13 protein-coding genes are annotated in these 12,265 nt (G+C 35.9%); 1 reads left to right on the plus strand and 12 read right to left on the minus strand.

What is annotated here, in order from left to right; all coding sequences use genetic code 11:
* Position 1: 1 nt before the first annotated feature.
* From BLP77_RS10400 to BLP77_RS10455, 12 genes are all read right to left on the minus strand, one after another.
* Positions 2–514 carry a cell wall elongation regulator TseB-like domain-containing protein gene (locus BLP77_RS10400; RefSeq protein WP_093857064.1) on the minus strand — a complete coding sequence of 171 codons (513 nt, stop codon included), beginning with the start codon at positions 512–514 and terminating at the stop codon, positions 2–4.
* 128 nt (positions 515–642) lie between these two features.
* Positions 643–1,392 (minus strand): MBL fold metallo-hydrolase, encoded by a 750-nt coding sequence (locus BLP77_RS10405; protein ID WP_093857065.1) that lies wholly within the window; start codon positions 1,390–1,392, stop codon positions 643–645.
* A 51-nt stretch (positions 1,393–1,443) separates the two neighbouring features.
* Positions 1,444–4,125 carry a helicase C-terminal domain-containing protein gene (locus BLP77_RS10410; protein WP_176753043.1) on the minus strand — a complete coding sequence of 894 codons (2,682 nt, stop codon included), beginning with the start codon at positions 4,123–4,125 and terminating at the stop codon, positions 1,444–1,446.
* A 143-nt stretch (positions 4,126–4,268) separates the two neighbouring features.
* Positions 4,269–4,652, minus strand: a complete 384-nt coding sequence (gene panD / locus BLP77_RS10415) for an aspartate 1-decarboxylase (RefSeq protein ID WP_093857067.1) — start codon at positions 4,650–4,652, stop codon at positions 4,269–4,271.
* Positions 4,653–4,655: 3 nt separating this feature from the next.
* The gene (gene panC, locus BLP77_RS10420; protein WP_093857068.1) at positions 4,656–5,531 is read right to left on the minus strand and encodes a pantoate--beta-alanine ligase; all 876 of its coding nucleotides are present in this window, start codon (positions 5,529–5,531) and stop codon (positions 4,656–4,658) included.
* Entirely contained in the window at positions 5,528–6,364 is an 837-nt protein-coding gene (gene panB, locus BLP77_RS10425) for a 3-methyl-2-oxobutanoate hydroxymethyltransferase (protein WP_093857069.1), read from the minus strand. Before panB ends, panC begins: the two co-directional genes overlap by 4 nt.
* Before the next feature lie 13 nt (positions 6,365–6,377).
* Complete coding sequence (locus BLP77_RS10430; RefSeq protein WP_093857070.1) at positions 6,378–7,349, minus strand: biotin--[acetyl-CoA-carboxylase] ligase; 972 nt, start codon at positions 7,347–7,349, stop codon at positions 6,378–6,380.
* Entirely contained in the window at positions 7,325–8,533 is a 1,209-nt protein-coding gene (locus tag BLP77_RS10435; RefSeq protein WP_176753044.1) for a CCA tRNA nucleotidyltransferase, read from the minus strand. The genes BLP77_RS10430 and BLP77_RS10435 overlap by 25 nt, the downstream gene beginning before the upstream one ends.
* A gap of 18 nt (positions 8,534–8,551) precedes the next feature.
* Positions 8,552–9,676, minus strand: coding sequence for an N-acetyl-alpha-D-glucosaminyl L-malate synthase BshA (gene bshA, locus BLP77_RS10440; protein ID WP_093857175.1), 1,125 nt, complete (start codon positions 9,674–9,676; stop codon positions 8,552–8,554).
* Complete coding sequence (gene mgsA / locus BLP77_RS10445; RefSeq protein WP_093857072.1) at positions 9,669–10,085, minus strand: methylglyoxal synthase; 417 nt, start codon at positions 10,083–10,085, stop codon at positions 9,669–9,671. The genes bshA and mgsA overlap by 8 nt, the downstream gene beginning before the upstream one ends.
* Before the next feature lie 12 nt (positions 10,086–10,097).
* On the minus strand, positions 10,098–10,901 hold the full coding sequence (dapB, locus tag BLP77_RS10450; RefSeq protein ID WP_176753045.1) for a 4-hydroxy-tetrahydrodipicolinate reductase: 804 nt from the start codon (positions 10,899–10,901) through the stop codon (positions 10,098–10,100).
* Between the two features lie 12 nt (positions 10,902–10,913).
* Positions 10,914–11,246 carry a nucleotide pyrophosphohydrolase gene (locus BLP77_RS10455; RefSeq protein ID WP_093857073.1) on the minus strand — a complete coding sequence of 111 codons (333 nt, stop codon included), beginning with the start codon at positions 11,244–11,246 and terminating at the stop codon, positions 10,914–10,916.
* Between the two features lie 142 nt (positions 11,247–11,388).
* On the opposite strand from BLP77_RS10455, the gene BLP77_RS10460 reads away from it, so the two are divergent.
* A complete protein-coding gene (locus tag BLP77_RS10460; protein ID WP_093857074.1) occupies positions 11,389–12,255 on the plus strand; it encodes a YitT family protein in 867 nt (288 codons plus the stop codon).
* Positions 12,256–12,265 lie beyond the last annotated feature (10 nt).

Here is a 12,265-nt window from a genome sequence, read left to right on the forward strand (position 1 = left end):
TTTAAGATTGACTAAATGAAATTGAATCATATAACTCACCGTTACTGAATCGGAAAGTTTGAAAATATAATCGGTTATTTTTCTCATAAATGATTTCCCACACGTAACGATTGTTTAATATTCCCAAATTCATGCTGTTTAAATGACAATTACCGCAATCTTGAGACCATTTTTGTCTCATTTCTTCCTTTGATATCCCTTCAGAGGAACTCACCCACTGAGGTGACTCCTCTGCATTTTCGGGAACAAAAACGTGAATCCGTTCATCATCTTCATTTTTACCAGTTACAACCATATAGGCCTGTTCGCCGGTGAATTCACCAACCGACTCTTCCTGCGTTAAAGGTGATTCATTTATTGCAAGTTCAACGGCATAACTTTTGGCATCATTTTGATCTTGCCTAATCCCCGTATAAATAAAGATTAGCAAAATAAGTAAACATAAAATAACAATAGTTAAAATGGTTAAGCTCGATAGTAATAATTTACGACCGCTTATTTGTAAAAATTGCAATGGTTTCATCCTCTTCATCTAATGCTCGTGCAACAAAAGATGTTCTTTAATCACTATTGGCACATTCATTTTACTATTATAACAAGTTTAGAATGGAAATTGTTATAATTTCCACGAATAACTTTAAATTATTCCTTTTTTAAATATAAATCATATTCATCTTCTTCAATCATAACATGAGCTGATGCTCCGTGTCTTAATGAATATAAATCAACCCATTGCTGCTGGAACATTTGAATTAGCGACTCTGTTTGATTCTGTTTATTGATAATCGCAACCTGAGGATCAAGCTTGACTAAATCGTCTTCATTTATCTGATCAATAGATGTACTTTCAGGTAAATACAAAACTTTTACCTTTTCATCCCATTTATCATAATCAACAATTCCTTCATACCAAAAACTTATAAATTGTCCATTTGAGATGGCAAAATTTCCTGTACTAGTTGTTTCATTGTAAACATATTTAATATAATACCTTGAGCTAATCGCCATCATCTCTTGATCATTGAGGCGAAAAACCCTATTAGTATCGTTTTCAGGAATGAAACATTGGCCATCATCTCGTTTAGGTAAATAAATATTATCGACTTGATAGTCATCTAATATTTCTGATAAGTTTCCACAATTATCACTATCTAACTTCGTTATGAGAATTCCTTTAATATGTTTATCATCAAATTCCTCTAACCGCTCAAATACTTGTTCATAACTAGTCGAATTACCTGTATTGATTAAAAATAATTCTTCCTTATTTAAATGAAGCATGGCAAAGTTACCAGATGGAATGGATTCAAAAACCAACTCCTCCATGGCATAAACGGTATCGAATGTCATAAAAAATATCAAAATGCCAACTAAGACTGACCAACTTTTCAATTTCCATCACCTGCTTTTCAATGTCACTAAGCATTATGGTTTGCCTTTTTGTCACTTATATGACAACCAGTTTTTTGCATCCTCAAGTAAACAATGTTTCCGATCATATAATACTGGGACTTTAGGGATGGACTTTAGAAATTGTCTGCCATAGTTTTTACTCATAATTCGTTGATCTAAAATGAAAAATTGGCCCCGGTCTTGATTTGAGCGAATGAGACGCCCAAAGGCTTGCCGGAAACGTAACACCGCTTGCGGTAACATCCAATGATAAAAAGCATTTTGATTTTTTTCCTCAAGCTGTTTCGATTTTGCTTGAAATAATGGATGGTTCGGTGTATCGAATGGTAATCTCACCAAAATAATGAGCTTATCGGATTGGTCTTGAATATCTACACCTTCCCAGAATGAACTCGTTCCTAATAAAATGGCTTCTTCAGCCTTTTCAAACATTTTCTTTAATTTTTCACGGCTTCCTGAGTGAATCCCTTGTGATAATAAGGTCAATTCTTGATGTGTATCCAGTTGACGTAAAGACTGGTGAACAGCTTTAAGCATTTCAAAAGATGTAAACAGAACAATAGGTTTGTGATTGATTTCCTCTGCCAAAGCGAAAATATATTCGCCAACAGATTCTGCATAATCAGCTGGATCCGTTGCTTTTATATCCGGAAAATCACTCGGAACATATAATTTTACCTGATGAAGAAAATCATATGGTGATGGTATAAAAACACATGAAGTGTCTTCAGGTAAACCCATTTCCTCTAAGAATGATGTGAATGAGTGATTCGTTTGTAACGTAGCACTCGTAAATACGACGGGAATACCACAATTCAGTATTTTTTCCCTGATAATTTCACTAACTTCAATGGGTTCTAAATGAAATTGAACAGCATTTTTTGCCCCGTCCTGATCAATGTCAATCCAGCGTGCTTGATTAATATCTTCATTAAAGAAGCTTTTTATGGATTCAATGGACACTGTCAATTGCGTCAAAATATTTTGTCTTAATAGGTCGTCCCATTGATTTTTCATCTTATGCTTTTTAATTTCCTTTAGTAACTGTTCCAATGCCAGTAATAAATCATTTAATTGAGTATGAATATTTCCAGATTTAATCGCCTGTAAATGATAATAATCTAATGGTAATTGAATTTTTCCAGTATCCGTGAGTGCATCCTTTTCAGAGTGTAAAAATAAAACAGCCTGATAAATTGATCGAAAAAATTGGTTTGCTGTATTCTTAGCCGATTCTAACGTTGGTGTATTTTTTATCTCTTCAACGCTATTTAATATATGAATTAAAGATACATAATCTACTTGCTTACCTAATTGCTTCCGCATGACACCTTCAAAACGATGGGCTTCATCGATAATTATGTGCTGATGATCAGGAATTCGCTTTTCTCCATAAAGCTTTTCATGTATTAAAAAAGCATGATTGACAATGATGATAGAAGCCTGCTCAGTTTGTTTTAATGCCAATTGGAAATAAGAATGACGTTGATCATCCAATTGTTTATAATCGCCCGAAATATAAGGCCATATATCCTCACCTTTTGAAGGTAGTTGGATTTCATCACGGTCACCCGTACTCGTTTCAGTTAACCAAACGAGAATCATTGATAAGCTTAAAGCTAAATCATAATTATACCCCTCATAGTGTTCGATAAAATGCCGCAACCTTAATAAATGAATATAATGACTTGGGCTTTTTAGTATGGCCAACTGTTTACCAAATGTGTTGGCTGATTGAATTAAAGGCCAATCTCGACTCATTAGTTGATGCTGTAATTGAATCGTACTCGTACTTACTACCGTTTTATGATCATTTACAATTGAGTGATACATAGCAGGTAATAAATAGGCTAAGGTTTTACCAAGACCAGTACTGGCTTCAATAACCAAATGTTTTTTCTCATTAAATCGTTGTTCTATTTGCCTTGCTATTTCAAATTGATCTTCTCTTAAATCTATCATACTTTGATCATTAAATTGATTAAGGAAACGGTTAAAGTCGACGTTTTTCAATTGATTTTCATCAGTCGATTCATCTAAATGAAATAATTGTTTTACGGCAAACCCATTTTGAATAATCGTATCCTTGGATTTCTCTTTTTTATAACGTTTGTCATTTATGATTTTTTCAATAATTAACTCAATATCACTTTTGAAGCCTATCGTTAATGGTGAAATTTGAGTTAAAGTAGGATACGGTAAACCCTCTAATTTATTCATGATTTCAATCAATAGTAAGCTTGTCACATAAGCATCTGAAAGTGCACGGTGTGGCGATTGATGGTCAATATTAAGGTAGTCCGCGATATCGGAAAGCTTATAGCTATTAGCTGTAGGAAATAAAACTCTTGCCAATTCTACAGTATCTATTATCGGAATCTTTAAGCTTGTATATCGGTGTTTTTGTAACGATTCATTTAAAAATTCGAAATCAAACTGAACTTGATGTGCCACGAAATAACCATCTTCAAAGTAAGGTAGAAGTTTGGGAATGACCTGATCGAACGAAGGTGATTCTGCTACGTCCTCAGGTGAAATACCTGTTAAATTCGTAATAAAATTAGGGATCGGTTTGTTCGGCTTAATTTTAGTGGAAAATTGGTCAACGATTTCGTTACCTTCAATGACAACTAAGCCTATTTCTATAATTTCATCCCCTTTTTTGGGGGAGTGACCTGTCGTTTCTAAATCGACGACGACAAAACGATTCATCATTCCACCTCTTTTCTATCCAACACATCATATGACGTGGCCTTGATTTAGTATTAGAATACCCGTAAAATGATGTACTATTTTTAAAAATAAGTATGCAACAATTAAAGGTTGATGAAAAAAATAAACTCCCACCTCGGGAGCTACATGATGGTCATGGGTGATTCTTCTGAAATCAACTGTTCAATTTGATTTTGCTCATTTACAATCGCAATTTTAGGCCGATGCTTAAGCGCATCTTCTTTAGCTAAAAGTGTATAAGACATAATAATGATCGTATCACCTTTTTGAACACGTCTAGCGGCGGCACCATTTAAACAAATAACACCACTATTTCGCTCACCAGCAATCACGTATGTTTCCATACGTTCACCATTGTTATTATTAACGATTTGTACTTTTTCGTGTGGTAATATTCCTACTTCATTTAAAAGCTGTGCATCGATTGTAATACTCCCAACATAGTTTAAATTAGCTTCTGTAACGGTTGCGCGGTGAATTTTAGCATTCATCATTGTTCGAAACATACGTTATTCTCCCTTATATTTAAATTCGCCTTGAGCATTTAAAATGATATTATCAATGAGTCTAGCTTTTTTATAATAAACGGCAACCGCAATGATTAAATCGTCTCCTACGGTCAAGTCCTTGCTTAATTCAGGGAATGATAAGCAATCAATATAATCAATCTCACCCGTTATATGAAATTCTAGATAGCCTTTAACCTCATTTATAACTTCTTGGCGGCTCCAATCATCATGCTGCTTTATAAATGTTTGACCATGTAATAAAGCCTGGTATATATGCTTAGCCTCTTCCCGTTCATCTGTTTCCAAATTGACATTACGACTACTCATAGCTAAACCATCTTCTTCTCTTACGGTCGGAACGGGTGTAACATTAACCTCGAAATTAAAGTCATGAACTAAGGCATCGACTACCGCAAATTGTTGTGCGTCTTTTAAGCCAAAATAGGCGCTTGTGGGGGCAATAATATGAAATAGCTTAGATAATACCGTCACTACACCCTCAAAGTGACCAGGACGTGATTGACCACATAACACATCCGTACGACGATCGACAGACATACTGATTGTCATAGCCCGCGGATACATTTCTAGAGCGGTAGGATAGAAAACATAATCCACACCGTCTTGTTCCATAATCTTCTCATCTCTTTCAAAATCTCTTGGATAGCTTTCTAAGTCAGAGCTTTGATTGAATTGAAGCGGATTAACAAAAACACTAACCACGACGACATCATTTTCTTGTCTAGACGATTGAATTAATTGTCGATGTCCTTCATGTAAAAAACCCATTGTAGGTACGAGCCCGATAGAATTATGATTATTTTTTAAATCGTTTTTGATGCTTCTCATCTCTTCAATGGTTCTTACAGTCTTCATGATTTTCCCCCATATAAACCAACTAATGCCTCTTCGTCAATCGGATAAGTATGTTCTTCTTTGGGAAAGCGCTCTTGTTTGACTTCATTTACATATTCTTCAAGTGCCGATTTGGTAGTTTGATTCATGTCCGCATAAGGTTTCACAAATTTGGCTAAACGCTCGACCCCATATTGTAATAAATCATGATACACGAGAACTTGACCATCGCAATGTTTACCAGCACCAATCCCAATAGTTGGAATTGATACTTGCTCTGAAATAATTTTGGCTAACTTTTCTGGTACGCATTCTAATACTAAGGCAATTGCTCCGGCCCTTTCAACAGCCTTCGCTTCTTCAATTAGACGACTCGCATCTTCATGCGTTTTCCCTTGAATTCGATATCCACCTAAAACATGAACAGACTGCGGTGTTAATCCGATGTGTCCGACTATCGGTATACCCGCCTGCGTAATCACTTGAATGACCTCAACAACTTCTTTTCCGCCTTCAATTTTAAGTGCCTGTGCACCCGTTTCTTGAAATATTCGCTTAGCATTATGTAAGGTATTTTCCCTGGAGATATTAAAAGACATAAAAGGCATATCGATGGTTGTAAATGTATTCGGGGCACCTCTTCTCACCGCCTTACCGTGATGAATCATATCATCTATAGTTACGGGAATCGTCGAATCATACCCTAGTACAACCATTCCTAAGCTATCCCCAACTAAGATCATATCGACTTCCGCTTCCTCACTCATCTTGGCAGATGGGTAATCATAAGCTGTCATCATCGCAATCTTTACATTCTCATTTTTCATTTTTAAAAATGATCGATACGTTTTCATTTTCCCTACTCCCTTACCATATTATTTCAGCAGAATATAAAACCTGCTCCTGATCCTGACGATCGGTCACGATGAGCGCACCATCTTCGTGTATGCCTATCACTTTCGCATCCCAAGTATTGTTTGTTTTAACTTGCAGCCACTCACCTATTTTATAGGCGTAGCTCTCCCATTTCTCTTTAAATAAATGAAAGCCATCCTCTATAAACATTTCATACTTTAGCTCTAATTCTTCTAATAATTGATCGAGAAGATGATTTAAATTCATTTTCTCTCTGGTTTCGAGAAATAACGAAGTAGCTTTCTCTTTAATCGAGTCATGTAAATCTTCTATTTCGTGATTGACATTCATGCCAATACCTAAAATAATATACTGTACAAAATCTTGCTCAGCCTGCATTTCGGTTAAAATTCCTGCAAGTTTTCTCCCACCAACAAAGATGTCATTAGGCCATTTAATCTTAATATCTAACCCCTTTTTAGATAAACAATCTGCTATGGCAACAGCAGCAACGAGTGTTAACTGTGATGCCCGTTTCGGCTCAATATACATTGGTCTAATAATAGAGCTAAACCATAAGCCTAAGCCATCCTTAGAATCCCAATAGCGTCTCATTCGGCCACGGCCTTCTGTTTGTTCACGTGCTACAACGACCGTTCCGTGTTTAGCATCTTCTCTAGCCAGCTCATGAGCTACTAATTGTGTCGATTTCACTTGCTCCTTATACACGATTTCTTGGCCAAGCCAGTCTGTTTTCAAATCCCATTGTAAGGCACTAGCTGATAAGTCATTTGGAGAATTTATAATGCGATACCCTTTTTTCGTTACCCCTTCAATTTGATAACCATCTTTTTTCAACTCGTTCATATGCTTCCAAACAGCTGAACGGGATATATTTAACATATTCGACAGTTCTTGACCAGAAACATAAGTATCTTTATGACTTGACAATATGTCAATTAGTCTTTTTCTCGTATTTCCCATTCCCTCACCCAACCTTCAATCGCTTGCTCGTCATTGGTTAATTGATTTTCGACTACTAAATATTCAATTTGTTCTAAAAGATCACCAATCCATTTACCTCTTTTTTTATGTGAAAACCACTTCATTAGGTCCCCACCTGAGATGGCTAAGTCTTTACGCGATTGTATCGCCAATGTGTCATATTGAGTTTTCAGATCATTTATGTTTACTTCGCCACTATCTTTCAAACGTATAAGCTGCAAAAGACTCGTTAACCAATCATGCTTCGTCTGATAAAGAACATAATTGGTGAGACCTTTATCTTTAAAAAGATTATAGCATGACGCTAGATGCTTTGCGTTTTTTTTAATGTCATTAGAAAGCTTATATTGTTTAGCCCACTTATCAATTGATATTGTAGGTTCTATCAAATGTAGTAAAGAAAACGCGGTCGCTGGATGATCAATCTGTTCTGTAAACCTATATTGTTTTAACGATTGAAAAAGGCTCTCTTTGTCCTCAAAAATAGGTAAAGATTCATGGATTTCTGTTTCTTGAATCAATTGTAATGCTTCATTAACAAAAGGATTCAGTAGCAGCTTAATCATTTCATCCGTAATTCTTTCAACAGAGATATTTTTTAATAGATGACGATGCTTACTAATCGCCTGTTTAACATCCACATCCAAATTAAAGTTTAATTGACTAACGAACCTTATACCACGTAGCATTCGCAAAGGATCCTCATTAAATCGGTCAAAAGGGCTCCGAACCGTACGGATAATCCCCTTTTTTAAGTCCTCTCTTCCATTAAACGGATCGATGAGCTGTTCATCAAAATTCATTGCGATCGCATTCATCGTGAAATCACGACGACTTAAGTCGATACTAATGTCATCGACGAATGAGACATGGCTCGGGTGTCTATAGTCTTGATAGTCACTTTCCGTCCGATAAGTAGTCACCTCAAAGGCATGACCTTGATCTAGAATTAAAACAGTACCATGCTCTATTCCTACTGGTACCGTTTTTGGAAAAATCCGCTGCATATCTTCTGGCTTTGCATTTGTTGCAATATCTATATCACCAATCGAACGCCCGGACAAATAGTCCCTAACGGATCCACCAACAAAATAGCATTCAAAGCCACTTTGATGAAATGTATCGAATATATTTTTAGCTTGTATAAAGGGTTCTTTTAACATAAATTTCACCCTAATCATTTAATTGATCAAGTTCATATATATGTCTTCATATTGCTTTACAATTTTATCGGAACTGAAATAATTAAGAGCATGTGATCTGGCATGTTGTGAAAATGATTGCCGTAATTCAGTGTCTTTTAATAATAATAGACATTTATTCGTAATGTCTTCTAAGTCACCAACATCACAAATATACCCATTTTCTCCGTCAACGATAACTTCTGGTATACCGCCAATATCGGTCCCAATACATGGCACACCATTCACCATTGCTTCAAGTAAGACTAATCCAAAGCTTTCTTTTTCAGACAATAATAAATTTAAGTCACTAATCGTTAATAAGTCATGGATATTATCCTGTCTTCCTAAAAAAATCACTTGATCTTGTAAGTTTATGTCATTGACTAAATTACGAATACGTGAATGCTCAGGTCCATCGCCAACAAGAAGTAGCTTGGAATCTATTTGGTTTTGAATACGTTTAAACACATAAATGACATCATCCACGCGTTTTACTTGTCTAAAATTAGAGATATGTATCAAAACTTTTTCATGTTGTTTGATGCCAAAATCCTCTTTTAAGTTCTCATTCGTTAATGTATATAGGTCAACAGGTTCAATAAAATTGTACACTACATCGATTGGTTTTTGAATATGAAGAGCATCCTCGGTCTGCTGACGTAAGCTTTCGGATACAGCTGTGACATAATCTGACTGCTCAATCGCATAACGAATCATTTGGTTAAAGTTCTGATCGATGCCTAGTATGGTGATATCTGTTCCGTGTAAGGTCGTCACAATTTTTATTTTTCGCTCAGCCATTTGTCTCGCAAAAATGGCACAGATGGCATGTGGGATAGCATAATGTGCATGAATAATATCTAATTCTTCACGGTCGATGACTTCCGCTATTTTACTAGCCAGCGATAAATCATAAGGTGGTTCCTTAAACACAGGATAATTAGATACTTCAACCTCATGGAAATATATATTGGGATACAGCTTCTTTAATCGAAATGGCATCGTCGTTGAGATGAAATGAACATCATAGTTTTTCTCAGCTAAATGAATACCTAATTCAGTTGCGACGACACCTGATCCGCCTACGGTTGGGTAACACACGATGCCAATTTTTTTAGTCATCATATATTTCTCGCTTATCTTTAATGGATCGCCAATCTAACCAACCGTTTTGTAAACCGCGGACCATAATTTCAGCAGAAGCCTGATTCGTTGCGAGTGGAACTTTATAAACATCGCATAATCTTAATAAAGCCGAAACATCTGGTTCATGTGGTTGTGCCGTTAACGGATCACGGAAAAATATAATCATATCCATTTCATCGTTCGCTATTTTTGCCCCAATTTGCTGGTCACCGCCTAATGGACCAGACTGAAAACGATAAATGGTTAAACCCGTTTCCTTTTGAATTAATTTTCCCGTTGTTCCTGTTGCAAATAATTGATGCTCTTTAAAGATATTTTGATAGGCGGTTACAAAGTCGATTAAGTTTTTCTTCTTTTTATCATGAGCAATTAATGCTATATTCAAGACTTCCACCTACTATTCCATTAAATTTTCAAGACCATAAACAAAATGGTCAATGGTCATAACCTGTTCAACAGCAAATTTTACGCCGCTCATGAATGACTGACGATTTGACGAATGATGATTAATTGTTAAGGTTTGACCACCCTGTCCAAAAATAACTTCCTGTTCTGCAATGAATCCCGGTAAACGAACACTGTGAATTCTTATTCCATCAACCTCAGCCCCCCGGGCACCTTCCAATGTTTCCTTCTCATTGGGATGACCTTGTCTCTTAGATCCCCTTACTTCTTTAATTAATTGCGCTGTCTTTGCGGCTGTTCCTGATGGTGCATCAAGCTTTTGATCATGATGTTTTTCAATAATTTCAACATTAGGAAAGTATTTAGCCGCCATTTGTGAAAAACGCATCATTAATACTGCACCAATCGCAAAGTTAGGGGCAATGACAATGCCAGTTTGTTGATTCGTACTTAATTCCCTCAATTCATCTAATTGTCCCTCTGAAAAACCAGATGTGCCAATCACCGGTCTAATATGATTTAATAGTGCCAACTTAGTATGGTTGTATCCTGAATCAGGGTTAGTTAAATCGATAAAAACATCCGCATTTATACGATCAAAAGCTTCTTCCGCATCTGTATATATCGGTGCATCTAGGGTCGGTAGACCGTCAATATCTTGAACCGAGTTTCCGTTATGTTTTCGATCGATACACCCGACAAGATTAAAATGCTCAGTTTCTTTAATCATTGATAAAGCTTCTGTTCCCATTTTTCCTCTAGGTCCTGCTAACATGATGTTAATTGTTTCTATCATTATGAATTCTCCTTATTTCTTTTTAGTCCATCGATTTTGATCCCTTGTTTCAATTTTACTCATACTTTGATTAAAAGCATCTGATAAATCAATATCTAATGAATTTGCAAATGTAATGAGGACAAAAAATAAATCGCCTAACTCTTCTTCCATTAATTTTTCTTTTTCAGTCGTTTTTTTAGGCTTTTCACCATAATAATGGTTAACCTCTCGAGATAATTCACCCAACTCTTCTGTCAATCTGGCCATCATAGCTAAAGGAGAAAAGTATCCTTCTTCAAATTGACCTATAAATTGATCGACACGTTTTTGCATGGCTTGTAAATCTTTTTCGTGATTTGTCATTATAATCACCTTCCTATTAGCCTAACCTAATGGTAGCTAAATCCAACTATTTTGACAAATCTTTTATTTCGATGATTGAACGTTTCTAATCCATTGACTATAATATGTTGGGGTAATCCTTAAATAAGAAGGGGGTTAAGTATTGAGGGAAATAAAATTAAAAAATACAGTATTTATACTGTTTGGCGCTGCTATTTTTTCATTTGGAATCGTTAATTTCAATATGGAAAATAATCTGGCGGAAGGTGGATTTACAGGGATAACGTTACTTCTGTACTTCATGTTTTCATTAGATCCTGGAGTTATGAATTTAGTATTAAATATACCTGTATTTATCGTCGGATGGCGTGTGCTCGGAACAACGACTTTTATTTATACTGTCATTGGAACCGTTGCTGTATCTATTTTTCTATGGATTTTTCAAATTTATACACTTGAATTTTCTTTACGTAATGACATGACATTAGCAGCACTGTTTGCAGGTACGTTTATTGGTGTTGGTTTAGGGATTACATTTCGATATGGCGGAACGACTGGTGGGGTAGATATTATTGCACGTCTTGTCCACAAATATATCGGTTGGAGCATGGGACGGACGATGTTTTTATTTGATGCGATTGTAATTTTTTCATCCATCATTTTATATTTAAAGCCGATTCAAGGTATGTATACACTTGTAGCCGTTTTTATTGCAGCACGTGTGATTGATTTTATCCAAGAGGGTGCCTATGCTGCTCGTGGAGCGATGATTATTTCTGGTCAAAGCGATGATATTTCAAAACATATTCATGAAAAAATGGACCGTGGTGTAACAGTTTTGCAAGGTAGTGGTAGTTATACAGGCGAGGAACGCAATGTATTATATTGCATTGTCGGACGAAATGAAATCGTTAAATTAAAGGATATTATTGATGAGATAGATCCATATGCTTTTGTCGCCGTAACGTCTGTTCATGATGTTATTGGCGAAGGATTCACACTTGATGAAAACAAAAAACCGATATCGTAAAAAAGGTTGC

Origin of the sequence: Tenuibacillus multivorans (assembly GCF_900103915.1) — a bacterium.
In the GTDB taxonomy this organism is placed as follows: Bacteria; Bacillota; Bacilli; order Bacillales; family Alkalibacillaceae; genus Tenuibacillus; species Tenuibacillus multivorans.

Bases quoted from the DNA above. Each gene is read 5' to 3' on its own strand.
- BLP77_RS10410 (WP_176753043.1), bottom strand. From the start codon at position 4,125: ATGAATCGTTTTGTCGTCGTCGATTTAGAAACGACAGGTCACTCCCCC.
- panD (WP_093857067.1), bottom strand. From the start codon at position 4,652: ATGTTTCGAACAATGATGAATGCTAAAATTCACCGCGCAACCGTTACA.
- panC (WP_093857068.1), bottom strand. From the start codon at position 5,531: ATGAAGACTGTAAGAACCATTGAAGAGATGAGAAGCATCAAAAACGAT.
- panB (WP_093857069.1), bottom strand. From the start codon at position 6,364: ATGAAAACGTATCGATCATTTTTAAAAATGAAAAATGAGAATGTAAAG.
- BLP77_RS10430 (WP_093857070.1), bottom strand. From the start codon at position 7,349: ATGGGAAATACGAGAAAAAGACTAATTGACATATTGTCAAGTCATAAA.
- BLP77_RS10435 (WP_176753044.1), bottom strand. From the start codon at position 8,533: ATGTTAAAAGAACCCTTTATACAAGCTAAAAATATATTCGATACATTT.
- bshA (WP_093857175.1), bottom strand. From the start codon at position 9,676: ATGACTAAAAAAATTGGCATCGTGTGTTACCCAACCGTAGGCGGATCA.
- dapB (WP_176753045.1), bottom strand. From the start codon at position 10,901: ATGATAGAAACAATTAACATCATGTTAGCAGGACCTAGAGGAAAAATG.
- BLP77_RS10455 (WP_093857073.1), bottom strand. From the start codon at position 11,246: ATGACAAATCACGAAAAAGATTTACAAGCCATGCAAAAACGTGTCGAT.